This window comes from Streptomyces sp. NPDC037242 (assembly GCF_055604165.1).
On sequence record NZ_JBVJUY010000028.1, the window covers coordinates 14236 to 34681 of the forward strand.

16 protein-coding genes are annotated in these 20446 nt (G+C 72.1%); 8 read left to right on the top strand and 8 right to left on the bottom strand.

From position 1 onward, the window contains the following. Nucleotides 1-103 precede the first annotated feature (103 nt). Nucleotides 104-637, top strand: coding sequence for a hypothetical protein (locus tag ACZ7GJ_RS28150; protein ID WP_470755700.1), 534 nt, complete (start codon nt 104-106; stop codon nt 635-637). A gap of 72 nt (nt 638-709) precedes the next feature. On the opposite strand, the gene ACZ7GJ_RS28155 is transcribed toward ACZ7GJ_RS28150, so the two are convergent. The 5 genes from ACZ7GJ_RS28155 to ACZ7GJ_RS28175 form a co-directional block, all read right to left on the bottom strand. Further along, a complete protein-coding gene (locus ACZ7GJ_RS28155) occupies nt 710-3226 on the bottom strand; it encodes an aldehyde dehydrogenase family protein (RefSeq protein WP_470755701.1) in 2517 nt (838 codons plus the stop codon). Then, nucleotides 3223-4374, bottom strand: coding sequence for a LuxE/PaaK family acyltransferase (locus tag ACZ7GJ_RS28160; RefSeq protein ID WP_470755780.1), 1152 nt, complete (start codon nt 4372-4374; stop codon nt 3223-3225). The genes ACZ7GJ_RS28155 and ACZ7GJ_RS28160 overlap by 4 nt, the downstream gene beginning before the upstream one ends. 23 nt (nt 4375-4397) lie before the next feature. Next, complete coding sequence (locus ACZ7GJ_RS28165; RefSeq protein WP_470755702.1) at nt 4398-5546, bottom strand: GNAT family N-acetyltransferase; 1149 nt, start codon at nt 5544-5546, stop codon at nt 4398-4400. Further along, entirely contained in the window at nt 5543-6814 is a 1272-nt protein-coding gene (locus ACZ7GJ_RS28170) for a phenylacetate--CoA ligase family protein (protein WP_470755781.1), read from the bottom strand. Before ACZ7GJ_RS28170 ends, ACZ7GJ_RS28165 begins: the two co-directional genes overlap by 4 nt. 389 nt (nt 6815-7203) lie before the next feature. Then, nucleotides 7204-7770, bottom strand: a complete 567-nt coding sequence (locus ACZ7GJ_RS28175; protein ID WP_470755703.1) for a DUF4291 domain-containing protein — start codon at nt 7768-7770, stop codon at nt 7204-7206. Between the two features lie 190 nt (nt 7771-7960). On the opposite strand from ACZ7GJ_RS28175, the gene ACZ7GJ_RS28180 reads away from it, so the two are divergent. Beyond that, nucleotides 7961-8428, top strand: a complete 468-nt coding sequence (locus tag ACZ7GJ_RS28180) for a contact-dependent growth inhibition system immunity protein (RefSeq protein ID WP_470755704.1) — start codon at nt 7961-7963, stop codon at nt 8426-8428. Here ACZ7GJ_RS28180 and ACZ7GJ_RS28185 read toward each other — a convergent pair. The 3 genes from ACZ7GJ_RS28185 to ACZ7GJ_RS28195 form a co-directional block, all read right to left on the bottom strand. After that, nucleotides 8425-9078 carry a hypothetical protein gene (locus ACZ7GJ_RS28185; RefSeq protein ID WP_470755705.1) on the bottom strand — a complete coding sequence of 218 codons (654 nt, stop codon included), beginning with the start codon at nt 9076-9078 and terminating at the stop codon, nt 8425-8427. The genes ACZ7GJ_RS28180 and ACZ7GJ_RS28185 overlap by 4 nt on opposite strands. After that, on the bottom strand, nt 9075-9701 hold the full coding sequence (locus ACZ7GJ_RS28190; protein ID WP_470755706.1) for a hypothetical protein: 627 nt from the start codon (nt 9699-9701) through the stop codon (nt 9075-9077). Before ACZ7GJ_RS28190 ends, ACZ7GJ_RS28185 begins: the two co-directional genes overlap by 4 nt. Before the next feature lie 413 nt (nt 9702-10114). Continuing rightward, complete coding sequence (locus tag ACZ7GJ_RS28195; protein WP_470755707.1) at nt 10115-11218, bottom strand: right-handed parallel beta-helix repeat-containing protein; 1104 nt, start codon at nt 11216-11218, stop codon at nt 10115-10117. A gap of 493 nt (nt 11219-11711) precedes the next feature. Here ACZ7GJ_RS28195 and ACZ7GJ_RS28200 point away from each other — a divergent pair, with 493 nt between their 5' ends. From ACZ7GJ_RS28200 to ACZ7GJ_RS28225, 6 genes are read left to right on the top strand one after another with little or no spacing between them, the layout of a single operon-like run. Next, complete coding sequence (locus ACZ7GJ_RS28200; RefSeq protein ID WP_470755708.1) at nt 11712-12773, top strand: 3-oxoacyl-ACP synthase III family protein; 1062 nt, start codon at nt 11712-11714, stop codon at nt 12771-12773. Between the two features lie 3 nt (nt 12774-12776). Further along, a complete protein-coding gene (locus ACZ7GJ_RS28205; RefSeq protein WP_470755709.1) occupies nt 12777-13634 on the top strand; it encodes a hypothetical protein in 858 nt (285 codons plus the stop codon). A 4-nt stretch (nt 13635-13638) separates the two neighbouring features. Continuing rightward, the gene (locus ACZ7GJ_RS28210; RefSeq protein ID WP_470755710.1) at nt 13639-15603 is read left to right on the top strand and encodes a fatty acid CoA ligase family protein; all 1965 of its coding nucleotides are present in this window, start codon (nt 13639-13641) and stop codon (nt 15601-15603) included. Continuing rightward, a complete protein-coding gene (locus ACZ7GJ_RS28215) occupies nt 15600-16691 on the top strand; it encodes an NAD-dependent epimerase/dehydratase family protein (RefSeq protein ID WP_470755711.1) in 1092 nt (363 codons plus the stop codon). The genes ACZ7GJ_RS28210 and ACZ7GJ_RS28215 overlap by 4 nt, the downstream gene beginning before the upstream one ends. Next, nucleotides 16688-19753, top strand: coding sequence for a non-ribosomal peptide synthetase (locus ACZ7GJ_RS28220; RefSeq protein ID WP_470755712.1), 3066 nt, complete (start codon nt 16688-16690; stop codon nt 19751-19753). Before ACZ7GJ_RS28215 ends, ACZ7GJ_RS28220 begins: the two co-directional genes overlap by 4 nt. Next, nucleotides 19750-20445 carry a formyltransferase family protein gene (locus tag ACZ7GJ_RS28225; RefSeq protein ID WP_470755713.1) on the top strand — a complete coding sequence of 232 codons (696 nt, stop codon included), beginning with the start codon at nt 19750-19752 and terminating at the stop codon, nt 20443-20445. The genes ACZ7GJ_RS28220 and ACZ7GJ_RS28225 overlap by 4 nt, the downstream gene beginning before the upstream one ends. The last annotated feature ends 1 nt before the right edge of the window (nt 20446 follow it).

The window sequence follows — 20446 nt, forward strand, 5'->3', positions numbered from 1 at the left end:
ACCGGCAATCGTCCGAGTTGCGTCTGGCCCCGGACCGAAGGGCGGTAGAAGCCTGAACGCGCACCCGTCCGCACCCGTCCGCCCCGACGACAACGGAGCAGTCATGCGCAAACGCACCCGGCGTATCGCCAGAGGGGCCGTCCTCGCCCTGGCATCCCTGGCGGCTCTGGTGGTGTCACCGCCGGCCCACGCCGACGTGAGGAGCCTCCACAACGGCTTCGAGAGCGCCGACATGGGCACCTGGGACCGACTCGCCGGCGGCGACGGCCAAGCCGGCTTCGAGATCGGCACCGGCACCTCCCGATACGGCTACGGCAACGGCTGGCTGTCAGCCACCCAGGGCTGGGCCCGCGAGGGAACCTGGGCATCGTTCGGCCGCGGCTACCGTCATTGCACGGCCCGGATCTACGTCAAGCCCGTCCAGGACCTCCAGTTCGAACTCAGGGTCTGGACACCCCAGGGCCGACAGCTCATCAGCACCGCGCCCTGGCTCACCGCGAACGGCACCTACCAGCTCGTCCAGGTCCAATGGACGGCCGAGGAGGACAGCAACAACTTCGTCGAGGCCGTCCTCGGCGCGAACGCAAGCCCGAGGGCCGTGCGGCTCGACGACCTGAACGTGGTCTGCGTCAACTGACCGTCCCCCAACGGGACTACGTGCGTGGGCTGCTCGGACCGGGGACGTCCGAGCAGCCCACCGCTCACCGCTTCACTGCCGCAGGTCCACCACCGTCCGCAGCTTGCCGCTCGTCGGGGTGCGCTCCAGGAGGTCGCCGGCCACGCTCTCCACGACCAGGTCCAGCAGCCGCTCCTCGACCGCCGACCGCAGCTCCGGGTAGCCGTCCAGGAAGGCCGCGCGGGCCTCCTCGGGCGAAACCGACCCGTCCATCCTGACGGTCAGCCCCTCGCGCGCCGCGCCGCCGGTCAGCACCACCTGGAGCTCCCCGCGGTGGCCCAGCCGCTCCGAGGCGATGGCCACGAAGCGGCGGTGGTTGAGGAGATACGTCGCCACCCGCATCACGTCGCCGAGCCGCCCGAGCAGCTCGAAGCGCGGCGAACGGCTCCCGCAGGCGCACCGGCCCGGCAGCTCCCGGCCGAGGTCGCCGATGACGTACCGGTCGAGGCTCTGCCCGCGCCGCGCCCGCGTGGTGAAGACCAGCCGACCCGTCTCGCCCGCGGCCACCGGGCGGTCCTCGCCGACGTCGAGGATCTCCAGGGTGTGCAGGTCGGCGTGCAGGTGGTGGACGCTCCCCGAGCTCCGCTCGCACTGGTACCCGAGCGGCCCCAGGTCGGTGCTGCCGTAGGTGAGGGAGCGGATGAACTCGATGCCGAAGGCCTCGGCCAGGTGTTCGCGCTGCCCCTCGCTGAAGTGCTCGCCGCCGTAGAAGATCTTCCGGATGCCGCCGTACGAGCGCAGCAGCTCCTCTTCCTCGTTCAGGAGCTGCCACAGGTAGGAGGGCATGCCGAACAGCGTGTCCACTCCGTGGGCCACCAGCATCTCGGCCGTGGCCCGGTGGTCCGTCCCGGCGGCGATCGGCAGCTGCACGCCGCCCAGCCGCTCCAGGATGGAGAAGAAGCTGATGAAGCTTCCGTACATGCCGCCGCAGAAGAGGAGGTTGGCGGTCCGGTCGCGCGCCGGGTCGTAGCCGGCGGCCAGCAGGCCGCGGGCGGCGGCGTGCATCTGCGTGTCGTAGTCCTCGTAGCTGAAGAGGGACAGGGCAGGGGCCCCGGTGCTGCCGCCGCTGCGGAAGTACAGCTCCGCGTCGCGCGGTGCGACCTGCGCGTTGAGCTCCTGGACGGTGTCCTTGTCCCGCAGCGGGCCGGTGGGCGGCGGGAACTCCACCGGTCGGGCCAGGTCGTCGAGGCAGGCCGTGGTGGCGAAGCGCTCCGCGTCGGTCCGCACCGCGACCCGGCGGCTGTAGCGCTGGAGGGCGTACACCCCGTCGTGCGGCTCGCCCGAGTAGCCGGCCGTCATGGCGCCGACCGGCGCGATACGGGTGGCACCCGCGGCCAGGACCGTACGGGACAGTTCCGCGATGTCCGGGCGGCTGCCCGCGATGCCGGCTGTCTGGAGGTAGCGCCGCATGGGTCGCAGTGTGGCGATCACCTGCTTGCGGGGCAGCGGTTTGACCCACACGCTGCGGTGCAGGGGAGAGGCCGTCAGCGCCGGGCGTACGTCGGCCAGAACGCGCCAGGAGCGGTCGGCGGCGGCGCGTACCCGGGTCAGTCCGAGGTGCTCCTCCAGGCGCGCGACCAGCTCCGTGGTGGTGATCTCGGCGTCCTCGGCGGTGCTCGGCCGCTCCCCGGACGGCGGCGGGGGCATCGTGGCCAGCACGGAGGCGAAGCGGTCCGCGAAGGCGAACACCTCCTCGGCGTCCTCGGTGTCGAGGTACACCACCTGCGGGCTGGAGCAGGCCTGCTGCTCGTACAGGCAGACGTCCGCCGCCAGTGCGCCGAGCGTCTGCGGATCGTCCCAGGCGTCCCGCGTGAGGTAGGCGAAGGAGATCTTGTGCCCCCACTCCACCAGGCGGCAGCCGGCGGGCACATGGGCGGCGACCCCTTCGACGGCGGCCTCGCCGCCCCATACGGCGACGGCGTCCGCCGACGCGCACATCAGACGCAGCCACTCCTGGCGGGAAGAGGGGAAGCGCAGGACGACCGTGCGCTCGGCGATGGCCCCCGTCGCGTCGAAGGCGGCCAGCGCGGCGAGCAGGTGCTGGGCGAGGAGGGTGTCGCCGCTGCTCGTCTTGAGGATGTTGACGTTGCCGGCGAGCAGGCCCTCGACCAGGCTGAGCGGGGCGACGGCCGCGCCGTTGCCGGGCGCTATGTGGGCGACGAGGCCGACCGGGGCCCACGCCTCGTAGACGGTCTCCTTGGCGTCGGGGCGGTTCAGCCGCTGCGGCGCGGTCGAGCCGAGCTCGCGGCGCACCTTGCGGGTGAGCTCGCCGCGGCCGAGGAGTTCGGCGAGTTCGGCGAGCACCGTGGAGTCGTCGCCGACGGGGACGTGCTCGGCCAGAGCCGCGCGGACGGGGTGCGCCGGATCGCGCAGGGCCGTGGCCAGCGCATCGCAGGCGGCCAGGACCGTCTCGGTCTCCAGCGGTACGGCCAGGGCCGCCTCGACGATCGAGGGCAGGTCGGCCAGACGGCGCTGCGCCTCCTCGTCGTCGATGAAGACGCCCTGCCAGTAGTGGTGGTGTGCTGCGGGGTTCGAGGTCGTCGAAGTCACGACATGCCCTTCATGAGTTCGGCGGCGGCCACGGCGCAACTGCGGTTGCGGCTCACTCCGGCCCGGCCGTGGACGGTGAACCAGTCGGTCTCCAGCCCGCAGCCGCAGGCGCTGCCCGGCCGCACGGTGGCGAGGTCGCCCATCACGACGCTCTGCGCCGGTACGGAGGTGATGTACGGCGAGACCAGGTGCAGATAGCCGGCCTCCCCGTACGGAAGGGGCTCCAGCGTCCGCGTGGAACGGGCGGTGACCCTGGACCAGACCGGGGCGTGCAGGCTGTGGTGGTCGCACTCGACGTACGGGACGCAGTGCTCGACGGAGCCGAAGGTGTCGCGGATCCGCTCGGCGGGGATGCCCAACTGCTCGTGGATGCGCCCGTACAGCTCGTCCTTGCCGATCCGGCGGTCCGCGTTGCCCTTCCAGCCGCCGCCGAGGACGACCAGGGAGTCCTCGGGCAGGCTCAGGGCCGGCATCCCGAGGGCGCGCATCCGCTCCAGGGTGAACCACAGGAAGGCGGGGAAGCCCAGGATCCGTACGGGGGCGTCGTCCCGCTCGAAACGCTGGAGTGCGGAGATGCACCCGAACGGGTCGAACTCGTGCCCGCCCTTGCCGGTGTTGCGCAGTGCGTACGCCACCTCGCGGGCGGGGGCGAAGTCGCAGAGGTAGTTGTCGGTGAAGGAGGTGCCGAGGTTGAGGTCGCGGGCGGGCTCGTAGCTGGACAGGAGGTAGTTGACCTCCTGCGCAGGGGTGATCCAGCCGTTCCGGTCGAAGATCCGGGCGACCATGCGCTGGGCGGAGCGGATGGTCCACCAGTCGAAGAACATCTGCGACTTCTGGCCGGTCGTACCGGACGAGGTCAGGTGCAAGTGCACGTCCTCCCGCGGGACGGAGAGGATCTCGTGGCGCTTGAAGAGGTTGGCGTGGACGAGGGGCGCGCGATACGGCTCGGCGGGCCCCGCGGCCTCGTACAGGCTCCGGAAGAACGGGGACCGCTCGGTGTGCCAGGCGTTGACCTCCGCCATGGCGGCGGCGAACAGCGCGTCCTCGGCGGGGCCGACGGCGTACGGGTCGGTGAGGTCGCACAGCTCCTGGACCCGGGGCAGGAGCGCGGGGTCGGGGACGGTGACGGGGGCGAGATGGGGGTTCACGGGGGTCACGGAATTCTCGGAGGTCACGGGGCCACCTCTGGTAGGGGCTGGACGGGCAGGTATCGCGAGGACCACGCAGACACGTAGGCGTCGAGGTACGGCTGGAGGGGCGCGTCGACGACCATGCCGCGGAAGTCGATCTGCTCGGCGGTGCGGGACATGACGACGTAGTCGTGGAACCGGTCGTCGCCCTCTCGGCGCATCGCCGGGTAGAGCGCGCTCGGCAGGAAGCCCTGGGCGAGGAACGCGGAGAGCGCGGCGCGGTGCGCCAAGGGCACCAGGGCCTCCACGTAGCCGGCGCCCGCGCGGGTGAGGGCGTGCGTCAGCGCTTCCAGGTGCGCGGCCGCGGCCGCGCCCGGATAGCCGGCGAGCAGGGCGCAGTAGCCGCCGCTGCGATTGAGGCAGGCGTACACCTCGAAGCTGCCGTCGTGGGCGGCCAGCAGTGTGTTGGGGGTGTGCAGCGGATAGAACCACTGCGCGGCATCGGGGAAGTGCTCGTCGAAGCGGCGCCGCACGAAGGCCGGCGCCTCGATCAGCTCCAGCCGTACGCCGCCTGCGGGCCCGGCCGGTGGCGGCGAGCCCGGGACCACGCGTGTCTCGGCGTAGCTGAGCCCCAGACCGCGCTCGACGGTGCGCAGGAGCGGCGCCAGTGGTGCGGGCACCTCGGGGACCGGGACCCGCCGCTCCAGCACTCCGGGGGAGTGACGCGCGTAGAGTGCGAGGCTCTCGCGGGAGCCGAGGGCAACGGCGTTGGCCAGCAGGCCCATCGGCCGGAAGCCGCAGCGCGCGACGACGCGCTGGGGCCCGGCGCTGACGGTCCGTACGGTGGCGTAGACGGAGTCGAGGCGGCCGGTGCCCAGGGTCCGCTCGCACAGCCGCTCGGTGAGCCGGGCGGCCAGGCCGCTGCCGCGGTGGTCGGGGTGGACGGCGAGTCCCTCCAGGCGGCCCAGGCGGCTGCCGGGCTCACCGTGGACGGCGGCCGAGCCGACGAGGTCGTTGCTCCCCGGGCAGCGCGCGACGAGCCAGATGGTGTGCGGGTCCCGGATGAGCCGGGCCATCTCCTCCGGGTCGGTGCCCAGCGCGACGGGGTAGTGCGGCCCGTACACGGCGTAGTAGAGCTGACGCAGATCGGCGATGTCGGCGCAGGTGGCCCGCTCGATGACTGCGTTCATGAGGTCGGCCGCTCGTCGAGGACGCGGATGAGCTTGCCGGAGCGGGAGTTGACGGCGAGGTCGCGGTGGCGCACCCACTCCACGGAGAGGGGGTGCACGAAGCGCTTCGCCACGCTGTCGGGGTAGTGCGGGCGGGCCGCGTACAGCCCGTGGGTGACCGCCTCGGCGAGGGCGCTCAGGCGGACGGGGTCGCCGGCTCCCGGGGCGGTGGCCAGGCGCAGGACCAGGCCGTCCCGCCCCTCCCAGCGGCGTACGACGAGTTGCGAGCCCACGATCAGGCCCTGCGCGTCCGCCGCGGCGAGTACGGCCTGCACGTCCTGGTGGTACAGCGCGACGGGGCCGAAGCGCACGCCCTCCTCGGACCGGCCGAGGATGCGGAACTGACCTGCCTCGGGGTCCGTCCACTCGGCGCGGTCGCCGGCGGGGTAGCGGATGATCGGCATCAGGGTGCGGAAGAGGCTGGTCACCACGACGCGTCCGGGCCGGCCCGGCTCCGAGATCGGCTCCCCGGTGCACTCGTCGAGGATCTCGACGACGGAGTGCGGGGTGAAGACGCGGTGCGTGCGCGGGTCCGGCCCGGGTACGGGGCACCCGAGCAGGCCCGCGTCGACGCTGGCGTAGCCGAGCGAGCGGACCTCGGCGTTGGGGAAGGCGGCGGCCAGCAGCCTGCGCTGGTCGGGGAAGAGCGCCTCGCCGCCGAAGAACAGCAGTTCTACGGCAGGCAGTTGCTCCCCGGTGGAGGCCAACTGCTCGGCGAGCCGGCACAGGGTGGTGGGCGTGCCCGCCACGACGTCCGCGGCGAAGTCGCGCAGCGCCGGGATCGTCGAGTCCAGCGGAGCGGAACCGCCGATGGGCAGCCGCACGTTGTCGATGGGGGCATGGGCGAGCGAGTCGAGGACGAAGAGGAAGCTCGCGTACAGCTCTCCGGCGTAGAACAGGTCCGCCACCCGGTGGCCGGGCCGCAGCCCCGCCTCGACCAGCCCCGCGCCGAAGGCGGTGACGAACTCCCGCCACTCGTCGCGGGTGTAGAACGAGAACTTCGGAGCACCGGTGGTGCCGCCGGTCTTGAACACGACGGCCTCGGTGAGCGGGGCGGTCAGCACGCGGTTCGCGTGCAGGGTGTTGGCGGCCCAGAACTCGTCCTGGTCCACGACGGGGAGGTCCAGGAGGCAGTCCACGTCGGGCTTCAGGGAGGCGTAGAGGTCCGCGTAGAACGCTGAGTGATCACGGGCATGACGTATGAGTTCGGATATCTGGTGAATGACTATTCGGCCTTGCTGAAGAAAATGCTTGAATTCTGAATGAGGGTCGAAGTGCGGCCCCTCCTGCACATGCGATCGGGCGGAGGAGCTCACGGACAGAACCTACGCAACGATGACGGTGACACCTCAAGAGCGGGTGGCCAGAAAAGGCCGCGAAGCAACTCTTCACGGCATGCTCGGGGTGCGCTTTTTCCAGGCGGGCCAGGTTGTTTCGGGGCCGACGATCCGCGGGGTCCGCAGTTGTCGAATGTCCGGATGTGATGTCCCGTCATGCCCGCCCGGTAAACCGGCGTGGTTCGGCGGGCCCCGGAGGCGCTTCCCGGCGCTGGGGCGTGCTCCGAAATGCTGGTAGGGGCCGGTTCGCGGTGTGGCTGGTTTTTCGTGGCGGTCGGCGGTCACACACCTGAGGAAAGTCGGTTTTCCAGCGGCCGGGGCAGTGGGTAGGCACGCTCTGTTGGGAAGAATCGCTGGGCTTTCGCGGCATGCCCAGTCTGTATCAGGGAAGCAGCCTTGCGGACCTGCGGGGTGAGGTCGGTGAGGCTGACAATCCAGTCGTCGGCGAACGTGCGAATCAGATGGCGGCCGATGCCGACTTGGATGCTGTAGTGGTTGAGCGCTGCCCCGCGCGGTGAGCGCTCCGGGTCCCATTGGACGTGCACGGCCGCCTGAGCCACGGCCGCTGGGTCTGCGGTCGTGAGCACGGCCTGGGACAGGGCCTCCTCCCAGCTCTCGCGCGTCATCCGCACCGCGAGAACGCGCTCCTGACCTGGTTTGCGGGCCCAGTTGCTCCGGTGCATCAGCCACATGAACGACGGCTTGATCCACGTCATCCTGTGGAATGAGAAGGGTGCAACGAAGCGGCCTGCCTGCAGTGCCGCGTCGGCGATGGCAGGCGCGTACGCCTGGTAGACCACGACCGTGCGAGCGTCGTAATCGGCACGAATCCGATACTGGGAGGCCATGCGCCGCACCCTGCCATCCACCCCAGGAGCCTCGCGAGCCGTTTTCCTCGCACTGGCCGCCCAACCGGTGACGAAAGCACTGGTCACAGCCACTTGTTGACAGCCGCGACGAGGACGGTTGCTTCGTCTTCGTCGCGGAGCGAAGCCCGAGATCGGCGAGAAGGGTTAGGCATCATGGGAGGATCGTCCGGTGTCTCGAATCATGAACCGTGACCGCTCCCTCGAGGAGCTTGAGTGCGATCGCTGGTCAGCCCAACCGGGCGGCGAAACCCGGCTTATGGCGACCGCTCGCGGCCTTCGGCGCAAGCCGATCGGAGAACTGACGGTCGAAGAGATGCGGTTGCTGATCAGGCAGGACATTGGCCTGTCCTATCTCCTGCCGTTGGCGGTGGAGCTCTTGCGGGGTAACCCGATGGCAGAAGGCGACATGTACGAGGGCGATCTGCTGGCTGCCGTGGTCACCAGGGGCCCCGAAGCCTGGAACGAGTCCCCCGGACTCACGCGGGAGGTTCGCCTGATCGTCTCGGAGCTGGCCGATCTGTCGCCTGCTCTCAAACGCGGTCGATGGGTTCCTGGCCTTGTAGGTTCGATCAGTGCCCACAATGCGTCGTCCACGATCCACGGCCGAGTGTTCGCTGTGCCGCGGCCAACTGGCTAGCGCCCAGGCCAATGTGGGTTTGGCGTGCCGTCATCGGTCATGTGCGCCCGCTGCCAGATTCCGGTCCAGCTGAACGGGATCTCCGGCACGAACCGGTGCCGCTGACCGCACGGGCACGGCGTCAGCACCCATGCGCACCCACGGCACAGCTCGGCCCAGCCGTGCCCGGTCGAGCTCAGCACCAGCGGTCCTTCGTCCCCGCAAGCCGGGCAGCCGGGCAGGTCGGCACCGTCCAGAGTCGCGTTCTGCCGCCGGATGTACTCGGGCAGTCGCAGCGGCGGATGGCGGAATGGGTCTTGATACCAGACGCGGTCCGGGGCGTCCCACCTGCGCAGCAGCCACCACGGTCGCGGCTCTGGTACGCCCCGCAGCCCAGCCCGCTTCTCCGCTCGGCGTTGCGCGGCGTACTCCTCCACCCTCGCGAGCCACAGCACCCGCGCCTCATGCAGTTCCTCCACCGCCCGCACCAGCGCGTCCGGGTCCGCCTCCAGCCGCCGGGGGATCGCAGCGCTGAGCGTGAGGTGGTGATAGGTCGCCCGGAAGCCGTACGGCGCGAAAAGGGTGATGCAGGTCCGCAGCGCGTTGTGTCGGCGGCGGAGGGGAAGGCGGCCGTCGTGCACCTGCGCTCGGTGGGTCAGGAAGCTGGTCATGGTGTGGGATCCAGGTCCAGTGCCCGTGCCAGGGCGGCAGTCACTGCGGCAGCGTGTGCCGGCAGGTGTTGTTCAGCCCAGCTTCCGGCAAGGCTGAGGAAGTCCTGCAGATCCTGCTGGGCGCCGGCGACGAGCCTGCGTACCTGGTCCACCGACAGCTCGATCACCGGGCTGCCGTCCGTCCCGTGGGCGTCGAGCGTGAACCGGACCATGTCGCCGGCGCGTTCGGCCGCCGAGGACGGATCGTGGCCGAAGTAGGCGCAGCCGGTGCCGTCGAGCACCTCCAGCCATTCCCGCCAGGTCTCCAGGCCGTTGCAGCAGCCCGGGTCCACGAAGACGGTGTCGGTGGCGTTGTCGGTCACCCGGAAGCCGCCGGCGGCGAACAGGTCGGGCATGGTGAGCAGCCCGTGCAGGAATGTGCCGAGTGGGTCGGTGGGGCGCGGCCCGTGCTCCTCCTCCGGCTCGAAGTCGTTGCAGTCGGCAATTCGCATGACGGCCGTGCCGACCTCCGCCGGAGTGAGCTCCCCGTTCAGCACGAGGTAGCCGTATGGCTCGTGCTCGCCCACCGGCCAGAGCGCGAAGTCGTCGGCGGCGAAAATCTCCAGAACGGGTTGCATCACCATCACATGGGGATGATGCCGGACCCACTGTTACGTCGCCACGGGGTTTCACCTGCGGCATCGGGCTCGGAGCCGGCCCGCTACCCGGGCAGTTGCGCGGCGCGCTCCGCGCAGGCGCGGCGGTGTCGACGTAGCGCATGACGGTCTGCTCGGTGATGCCGAACCGGCGCATCAGCCGGACCGGGTCGGCGCATTCTGCCGCCGCATTGACGAAGTGGTTCTGGCGCAGACCGCTCAGCATCAGCCCGCGGGGGAGGACTCCGCTACGACGAGCCGGCCGAGCAGCCTCCCTGTTCTGGTCGAGCAGACCCAGACTCCACATCCGACTCCGCACACGTCGGTGCTGGCAAGATCGACTGCTGCGCGACGCCCGGCCCGCGCGCCGTATCGCGGCGTACGGGCCGGCGGCGCCGGGCTCAGGGCTCGGTGGTCACCGTCGCGGTGAAGCCGCAGCACTCGAACTTCTGGATCCGCTCTCCGGTGACGTCCTCGATCCGTACCCGGTTCAGCCGTGCGGTGGTGTCGACGGCCGAGGCGACGACCGCGACGCCGCCCCCGCCGCCCCGGATGCTGTCCTTGTACGCGGTGAACTCCCCGTCCTGGAGGGCCATCCCGAAGTACTCGTTGTCGATGAGGGTGTTGTGGCTGGTCTCCATCGAGCCGAACCCGTAGATGCCGAGCTGGTTGCCGACGAGGTGGTTCTTGGTGACCACGACCCCCGTGTTGGCTAGGATGCCGGCGTGCTGGAACTCGGTGAAGAAGTCCGGGCCGCAACCCGCGTCGGGCTCGCGGCAGGCGTTGTCGCTCACCGTGTTCTGCTCGGCCCTGCCGGTCGCCTCGACGAACTCGATCCCGTCCGTGGAGATGGTCTTCTGGCCGGTGACGACGTTGCGGAGCAGCGTGGCCTCCGAGCCCGCGTTGAGCACGACGACGCCGGAGCCCTGGTAGTCCGTGATCCTGGAGTCCCGGATGGTCGCCGATCCCGTACCGGCGGGCAGGTCGCCGATGAGGATGGAGTTGGCACTGCGGAAGCACGGGGCCATGGGGGTGTCCTTGATGTGGGACACCTCCGCGTGGCTCAGCTCCAGGTGTGCTCCGCCCAGGACCCGGATGCCGGCTCCGAGTGCTCCCTCGTCGCAGGTGCCGGACCCCGGCCCGCTCACCGCGAGGCGCGAGATCCTCACGGAGGCCGCGTTCTCCAGGGTGACGATCGAGTTGAGGCCGTCGGAGCCCGTCACCAGGTGTTCGGGCGCCAGGATGGTCGTCTTCCCGGCCCCCGCCCCCGTGATGGTGAGGTTCTTGCGGATCGTCACCTGCTCCCGGTAGACGCCGGGGCGCAGGGTGATGCGGTCCCCCGAGCGTGCGGCGTCGACCGCTGACTGGACCGTCGGGTAGGCGGCCGAGGGAACCACCAGCTCGGGCGGCGGCGACGCGACGGACGGGGGCGCGGCGGAGCCGATGGCCACCGAAGCGAGCAGCGTGCCGATCGCCACCGCGCACCGTGTGCGTAGGGGGTTCATTGCGTTCTCCTCCCGAAGGAACGGCCGGCCGCGCGTGGCCGCTCGGCGCCGTGGGTCACGTGGCGGCACGGCGGGAACAGCCGATTCGCACGGGGCCACCCGAGCACAGGGCGGGCGGCACGGTCGGGGGCCGTGCCGCAGGGGTGGGCCGTCCGGAGCAGCGGGACCACACGGCCGGTCACATCGCGGGCTGCGACCGGTCAAGGCGGACCGAGTGGTTCCGGACAGCTTTTGGGCACCGTGTGTGACGTTCCGGCCGAAGAACGGAGTGCAGGGGGGTGCCACAGGGCGCCACGGGGTTCCGCGGGCCAGGAGGGACGGCCCTTCCCGGCGGTCCGGCTCCCCGAGTGCTGGCGAAATGCCATCCATCGACCGATTGGCCGGTACTCGACCCATCTGCACGCTTGAAGACGCTTTGGTGAACCCGCGTGCAATCTCTACGCTACGGTAACTTCGCTGCCTGTTACGGGGATACCCATGGAGAACCAGAAGTATGAGCACGCTGAATCGCTTCAGCCGGTTAGAGGCCCTCGGGGCCCACATACCGCAGACCGTGATGACCACCCGGGAATTGACCGAGGGGATATCCGCCGTCCATGACGTGGATCTCCAGCGGATCACCGGAGTCGCGGAGCGCCGGGTGTACGACCCCGATCCGCAGGCCGGCGAGAACTCCTTCTCGATGGCCCTCTCCGCCGCTCGGGACTGCCTCGACAGCTCCCGCTACGAAGCAGCCGATCTGGACGTCGTCATCTCGGCTTCGATCACACGCTTCAAGGACGGGGGCCGCTTCTATTTCGAACCGTCCTTCGCCGCGATGCTCGCCCGCGAGCTGGGCGCGCGCTCGGCCATCCACTTCGACGTGTCCAACGCTTGCGCCGGCATGATGACCGGCGTGTACCTGCTCGACCGCCTCATCCGTTCCGGCGCGGTACGCAACGGCCTGGTCGTCAGCGGTGAGCAGGCGACCGGTGTCGCCGAGACGGCGGCCCGCGAGGTCACCGATTCCTACGACCCGCAGTTCGCCTCGCTCTCCGTCGGCGACTCGGCGGCAGCGGTCGTCCTGGACGCCTCCGCCGACGAAGCGGACCGGATCCACTACGTGGAACTGATGACCTGCTCGGATTACTCGCACCTCTGCATGGGAATGCCGAGCGACCGCACGCAGGGGATAGCCCTCTACACGGACAACAAGAAGATGCACAACCGCGACCGGCTCAAATTGTGGCCGCGATTCCATGCGGACCTCCTGGCCAAGGAGGGCCGGGAATTCGCCGACGAGGAATTCGACTACGTCATCCAGCACCAGGTAGGAACCCGTTTCATCGACTACGTGAACCAGACCGCCGAGGCCGAGTTCGAGGCCCCCATGCCCACTTCCCTCGCGGTCGTGGAGAAGTACGGCAACACCGCCACCACCTCCCACCTCCTGACGCTGCGTGAGCACCTGCGGGCCGGCACCGCCCGCCCCGGCTCCCGGTTCCTCATGGTCCCCGCCGCCTCCGGCGTGGTGACCGGCGCCCTGTCGGCCACGATCACGAACATGGGGGTCTGAGCCATGGGAACGGTCATCGCCGCAGCCCACACCGCCACGCACCAGGGCGCCGGACCGGCCTCCGCCGTCGAACTCGCGAGCCGGGCCGCCCGCGCCTGCCTCGCGCAGGCACAGGTCTCCCCGTTGTCCGTCGGCGTCCTCATCAACGTCGGCGTCTACCGGGAGTCCAACACCTTCGAGCCCGCCCTCGCGGCGCTGGTCCAGAAGGAGGTCGGCATCAACCTGGACTACATCGCCGACCCCGCCCCCGCCGCGGGTTTCTCCTTCGACCTCATGAACGGTGCCTGCGGAGTCCTCAACGCCGTCCAGCTCGCCCAGAGCCTCCTCGACACCGGCAGCGCCGAACGCGTCCTGATCACCGCCGCCGACGTGCACCCGGGCGGCGACGCCCGCCGCGATCCGCACTACCCGTACGCGGACCTCGCCGGCGCGCTCCTCCTCCAGCGCAGCGCCGACCCAGACGCCGGGTTCGGCCCCGTGACGGTGTACCCGGGCGACGGGCCCACCGACACCGAGGGGTACCTCGACACCGCGGTCATGGGCAGCGACGGCCGCTCCCGGATCACGGTCCGGCGCACCGAAGGTCACGGGGCGCGGCGAAGCCTCCTCGCCGCCGCCTGCACCACCCGCTACGCCCGCCAGCACGGCATCGACCTGGACCGTACCCTCGTGGTCGGCCCGCACGCGGGGGAGGAGGCGAACGCCGGCCCCGCCGGCGAAGCCCACACCGCGGCGCCCATCCTCGGCTACCTCCGGGCACTTGCCGCCCCGCGCCCCAAGGACTGCGACCGGATCCTCCTGGTCGCCGCGGGCGCGGGCCCCAGCGCCGCCTGCACCGGCTACCGGCCCGAAGGCTGGTGACGCGATGAGCACCGTTCCCCACTCCGGAACCGCCGCGGGTCTGGCCGACTGCCTGGAGCGCAACGCGGCCGCCTTCCCGCACAAGCCGGCCGTCATCCACCCCGACGGCCGCCACCGCGACGGCCGCGGCCTGCGCTACCGCGAAGTGACGTACGGGCAGTTACAGGAAACCGTCGAGCAACTCGCCCACGGACTGGCCCGGGCAGGAATCACCCGCGGCACCAAGACCGTACTGATGGCACCGCCCGGCCCGGAACTCTTCGCCCTCGCCTTCGCGCTCTTCCGCCTCGGCGCCGTCCCCGTCGTCGTCGACCCCGGCATGGGCGTACGGCGGATGCTCCACTGCTACCGAGCCGTCGGCGCCGAGGCGTTCATCGGCCCGCCGCTCGCCCACCTCGTACGGGTCCTGGGCCGGCGCACCTTCAGCCGCGTACGCATCCCCGTCACCCTGGGCCGCCACCGGCTCTGGGGCGGCCGCACCCTCGCCGCGCTGCGGACCCTCGACGGCCCGCGAACCCCCGCGGCCGAGGTCGGCGGTGACGACCTCCTGATGATCGGGTTCACCACCGGAAGCACCGGCCCCGCCAAGGGAGTCGAGTACACCCACCGCATGGCCCTCTCCATCGCCCGCCAGATCGAGGCCGCGCACGGGCGCACCCGCGATGACACCTCACTGGTGACACTGCCCTTCTACGGCCTCCTCGACCTGGTCTACGGCTCCACCACCGTCCTCGCGCCCCTCGCGCCTGCCAAGGTCGCCCAGGCCGATCCCGCCCTGCTCGTGGATGCGCTGGAACGATTCGCCGCGACCACCGTGTTCGCCTCGCCCGCCCTGCTGCGGAACCTCGCCGACCACCTCACCACCGTGGGCCGCACCCTGCCGGACCTGCGCTGCGTCGTCTCCGGCGGCGCGCCCGTCCCCGACTCCGTCGTCGCCGCCCTGCGCACGGTCCTCGACGAGAAGGCGTCCGTCCACGTCACGTACGGGGCCACCGAGGTCCTGCCGATCACTTCGATAGAATCTGAGGAGATCCTCGGCGAGACCTCCGCCGGCAGCGCGAGCGGCGCCGGCACCTGTGTCGGCCGCCCCGTCCCCGGCACCCGCGTCCGTATCGTCCCCGTCACCGACGGCCCGCGCGCCCGCCTCTACCCAGGCACCGCCCTGCCCGCCGGCAGCGTCGGCGAGATACTCGTCGAAGGCGAATCGGTCAGCCCCGGCTACCACGACGCGCCGCACTCCGACGCCCTGCACAAGGTGTACGAAGCCCAGCCCGGGGGCGCCGCCGCGCTCGCCTGGCACCGCACCGGCGACCTCGGCCACCTCGACGACCGCGGCCGGCTCTGGTTCTGCGGGCGCACCTCCCAACGGGTGCGCACCGCCGGCCGCGACCTGTACACCGTGCGCTGCGAAGGAGTCTTCAACGCCCATCCGCTGGTGCGCCGCAGCGCCCTGGTCGGCATCGGCCCGGCCGGCGCGCAGCGCCCCGTCGTCTGCGTGGAGACCGACGTCGCGCCCGGCAGCGCCGCCTGGCGGGACCTCGTCGCCGAACTGCGCGCCCGGGCCGCCGCCCACGCCCCGACCAGGGGGCTGGAGGAGTTCCTGCACCACCCGGCGTTCCCCGTCGATGTCCGCCACAACGCCAAGATCGGCCGCGAGCAGCTGGCCCGCTGGGCCGAACGGCGCCTCGCCCCGCCCCCGCCCCTTCTCTCCCGAGCCCGTGCGACTCGCCTCGTACCGCTCGCCGGGTGGGCGTACCTCCTCGGAGGCGCGATCTGGGCGGCCGTCGCGGACATCCCCGACGTACCGCTGCTGCGCTGGCTGTGGTGGGCGGACGCCTTCCTCAGCATCCCGGTGCACGCCGCGCAGATCCCCCTCGCGCTGCCACGGGGCAAGGCCGCCGGCCGCAGCCGCGCGGCCAGCGCCGCACTGACCATGCTCTACGGCGCGACCTGGTGGCGGGCACTGTGAACATCCTGATCACCGGGGCCACCGGCTTCCTCGGCGGCCACCTCGTCGACGCCTGCCTGCGCGGCGGCCACCGCGTCCGCGCTCTGGTCCGGCCGGGCAGCGACACCGCCCGGCTGGCCACCCTGGGTCCCGGACTCGACCTCGTACCCGGCGACCTCGCGGACACCGCCTCGCTGGCCCGCGCCGCCATCGGCTGCGACACCGTCCTGCACAGCGCCGCCCGCGTCGTCGACCACGGCAGCCGCGCACAGTTCCAGGAGGTCAACGTCGCCGGTACGCAGCGGCTGCTGGCGACGGCACGGTCGGCGGGCGCCACCCGCTTCGTGTTCATCAGCAGCCCGAGCGCCCTGATGCACCTGCGCGAGGGCGACCGGCTCGGCATCGACGAGAGCACCCCCTACCCCACCCGCTTCTTCAACCACTACTGCGCGACCAAAGCAGCCGCGGAACAGTACGTGCTGTCCGCGAGCACACCGGACTTCACCACCTGCGCACTGCGCCCGCGCGGCATCTGGGGCCCGCGCGACAACGCCGGCTTCCTGCCCCGCATGATCGCCTCGATGCGGGCGGGCCGACTGCCCGACCTGTCCGGCGGCAAACAGGTACGGGTCTCGCTGTGCCACGTGGACAACGCCGTCGACGCGTGCCTGCGCGCGATGTCCGCCCCCGCCGAACGCATCAGCGGGAAGGCGTACTTCGTGGCCGACCGCGAGGAGACCGACCTGTGGGCCTTCCTCGCCCGCGTCGGCGCCCTCCTCGGCTGCGCCCCGCCGCACCCGCGCGTTCCCGTCCTCGCCGCCAGGGTCCTCGCCGAGGCCGTCGAGACGGCGTGGCGCCTGCGCCCCTCAGCCGGTACGGGACCGCCGCTGAGCCGTTACATGACCGCGCTCCTCACCCGCTCCACCACGTACGACACCGGCGCCGCCCGCCGCGACCTCGGCTACGACCCGCCCCGCACCCAAGCGGACGGCGTACAGGAGCTGCTCCGCTGGATTCACGCCATCGGCGGCATCGAGGCCTGGGCGCGTCCCACGGGCCCGAAGCCGAGCGCGTCCACTCGTACCGACCAAGGGGACACCCCGCGATGACGCACCTTCAGACCACCCCCGTCTACCGGCGGCCGGTGTCGGCCACCGAACACCTCTACCTCGCCGCCGGGCACGCGCGCGGTGCCATGGCCCTGCGCATCGTCGTCGAAGGGGACACCGCCCCTCAGCCCGCGGCCCTACGGGCGGCCGTCGCCCGGGCCGCCGAGGCATGCCCCGGATCGCGGCTGGTGCGACGCGGCCCCGTGTGGACGGCCGAGGGCCCGCTGCCCACCGTCCGGTACGCGGCACCGGCGGCCACCGGCATCGACGTGTCGGACCTCGCCACGGCGGCGCTCCTGACCGGCCCCTCGCGGCGCGGCGACGCGCCGGGGTGCGAGGTCCTGGTGATCCCCGGCACGGCCGCCGGGGCGGGCGCCACCCTCGTGTTCAGCGCCTCGCACGCCGTGATGGACGGTCACGGCGCTCTGACCTGGGTACGGGAGGTCTTCCGCGCCCTGCGCACGGAGCCCGGCCGTCCCGCACTCGCCCCGGACACCGACCGCGGCCTGCTGCGCCGACTGGGCGGCGGTGCCCGGCGCCCGGCACTCGTACCCGACCGGCCGTCTCCGCTGGGCCGGTCCACCGCGGGCCCCGAGCGGACCCTGTGGCTGCGCCGGACCCTGCCCGGCCACCACCCGGCGCTCACGGCCCGACTGGCCCAGGCCCTCACCGACAGTGCCGCTGCGGGCAGTGCCGCCACCGGCAGTGCGGCCACCGGCAGTGCGGCCCACGGCACCCGCGTCATGGTCCCGGTCGACCTGCGCCGCCACCGCCCCGGCATCGCCTCGACCGGCAACCTGACCCTGCCGCTCTTTCTGGACCTGAGCGCCGGGCAGGAGTGGCCGAGGGCGCAGGCCAGCCTGTTGCAGGGCCTGGCCGAGAGCCGCGAGCTCGCCTCGGGTTTCGAGTCGGCCCTCCTCCCGCTGCCGCCCGCCGCCTGTCGTCTGCTGCTGCGAGCCGCCCAGGCCGGCGCGGTGCGGGCCGACCGCCATCTCGCCTCCGCCGTCGTCTCCCACCTGGGACGTCTGGACCCGGCCGACTTCTCGGGCGGGGGCTTCACCGTGACGACCCTCTACGCGCTGCCCGTTCACGCACCCCTGGTCCCCGTCTCGGTGGTCACCGCCGAGACGGACACCGCCACGGAGGTGACGATGGGCGTACGCGGCGGCCCCGGCCTCGGCGAGCGCGCCGCCCGTCTCCTGGACGGAGCCCTGGCCCGCCTGACGGGCACCGCGGCCGCCGCACCCGAGCCGATGCCCGCCGCCGCGCCCGAACCCGAGCCCGCCCCCGGCGCCACCGTCGTGGACCTCCTCCGGGAGCAGGCCGCCCGTACCCCCGGCGCACCCGCGCTCGACGGCCCGGACGGCGTGGTCACGTACGCCGAACTCGACCGCCGCTCCGACGCGGTGGCCGCCGAGCTGCTGCGCCGCGGCATCGGCCGCGAAGACCTCGTCGGACTGATCGTGGACCGCACCCCGGACGGGATCTGCGCCCTGTGGGGCATCCTCAAGGCGGGCGCCGTCTACGTACCCCTGGACCCGGCCCACCCCGCCGCGCGGACCGCGGAGATCCTCCGGGAGTGCGGCGCCAGGCTGTGCCTGACCCAGCATCACCTCATCGAGGCCCTCACCACACTCGTCCCCTGCCCGCTGCTCGCGGCCGAGGACCTCGTCACCGGTGCGCCCGGGCCGATGCCTCCCGGCCCCGCGCCCGAGGACCTGGCGTACGTCATCCACACCTCGGGCTCCACCGGACGCCCCAAGGGCGTGCAGATCGAGCACCGCAGCCTCGTGTGCTTCGCGCAGTGGATGGGGCCGGCCTGCCGCGTGGACGCCCGAAGCCGCTTCGGCTTCGTGTCCTCCTACGGCTTCGACATCTCCTGCTTCCCCCTCTTCCTGCCCCTCCTGGCCGGCGGCACCGTGGTCCTCGCGCCCGACGCGCCCTCGCGCGCCACCCTGCGCCGCCTCGTCGCCGAGCACCGCGCCGACACCCTCGCGCTCACCCCCTCCCACCTGGCCCTGCTGCCCGACAGGGGAGCCGTACGCACCCTGCTGCTCGGCGGGGAGCCGCTCACCCCGGCCGCCGTACGCACGGCCCGTACGGCCTTCGGCCCCGACTGCCGCATCATCAACGGCTACGGCCCCACCGAGGCGACCGTCGTCTGCCTGGCCCACGTCGTGGACGACGCGGCGACGCCGGGCGCGACCGTCCCCATCGGCACCCCCGGCCCCTACGCCCGCGTCGACCTCGTCACCGAGGACGGCGAACGCATCGGCACCGGACCCCGGAACACCGGCCGGACGGGGGAGATCGTCGTCAGCGGCCCCCAGGTGGCCCGCGGCTACCTCGGCCCGCCCGACGGCGGACCGTCCCCCTTCACCGTGCACGCGGACGGCACGCGCAGCTACCGCACGGGCGACCTCGGCCGACGACTGCCCGGCGGAGCGGTCGAGTTCGCCGGACGCATCGACGGCCAGCTCAAGATCGCCGGACACCGCATCGAACCCGCGGAGATCATCGCCGCGCTCGAAGCACAGCCCCAGGTGAGCCGCGCCGTCGTGGCCGCCCGCAGCCGCCCGCACACCACCACGCCGGTCCTGTGCGCGTACGTCGTCCCGCGCGCGGACACCCCGGACCTGCCCGGCACCCTGCGCGCCGCGCTCACCGCCCTGCTGCCCGCCGCCCTGGTCCCGTCCCACATCGTCACCGTGGACACCATCCCCAGCACGGTGGGCGGCAAGGTCGACCTCGCCGGGCTGCCCGACCCGTTCGCCCCGGCCCAAGGGGCGGCGGCGCCGTCCACCCTGCGGGCCGAGGTGGCCCGCCACTGGGCCGCGATCCTCGGCGTGGACGCGGCCGGACTTTCACCGGACTCCGACTTCCAGGCCCTGGGCGGGGACTCCCTGGCCCTGGTCGAGATGCTCACCGCCGTCTCCTCGGACCTGCTCACCCCCGGCCAGGCGGGCCGTTTCCTGGGGGCACTCGACTGCCTGGTGCGCAATGTGACGCTGGATCAGGTCTGCACCCACGTCACGGCCGCCCGGACGGAGGCACCCGCATGATCTTCGTCGGAGACGGCGCCCTGCTGCGCCGGGCCGTCACCCACGCCGTCCAACTGGGCCACCCCGTCGACCTCGTCTGCTGCAACGATCCGCAGGACGCCGCAGGTGCCCGGCACCTGACCGCACCGGACATCAACGCCCACGCCGCCACACTCGCGGCGTCCTGCACCGACGGCATCGTCTGGTCCGTCAACAACCGGCAGATCTTCCGCACACCGCTGCTCTCCCAGGGCCTGCGCATCCTCAACATCCACAACGGCCTGCTGCCGCGTCACCGAGGACTGCCCTCCGTGGCCGTCCTCTTCGCCCTCCTGCACGGTGAACGCGAGTACGGAGCCACCCTCCACGAGGTCGACGCGGGCATCGACACCGGCCGGGTCCTGGCCGAGCACCGCTTCCCGATCGCCCCCGACGCCCGCCACTTCCAGGTCATGCTGCACGGAGTCCGGGCCTGCCAGACCCTGTTCGAGGAGACCCTCCCGGTGATCGCCTCGGGCGCAGCCCTGCCGTCCGCGCCGGCCCCCGCGGGGCCGTCGGCGTACTACGGGCTCCGCGCCCTGGCCCGGCTCGGGGACCATCACGGCCACCCGGCCTTCGCCCGCGCCACGGACCTCGGCCCCTTCGCCGCGCACGCCCCGGAGCTGGCCGAGGCGATCCACCGCGCCACGGGGCGGGAAACCTCCTCCGCGTAGG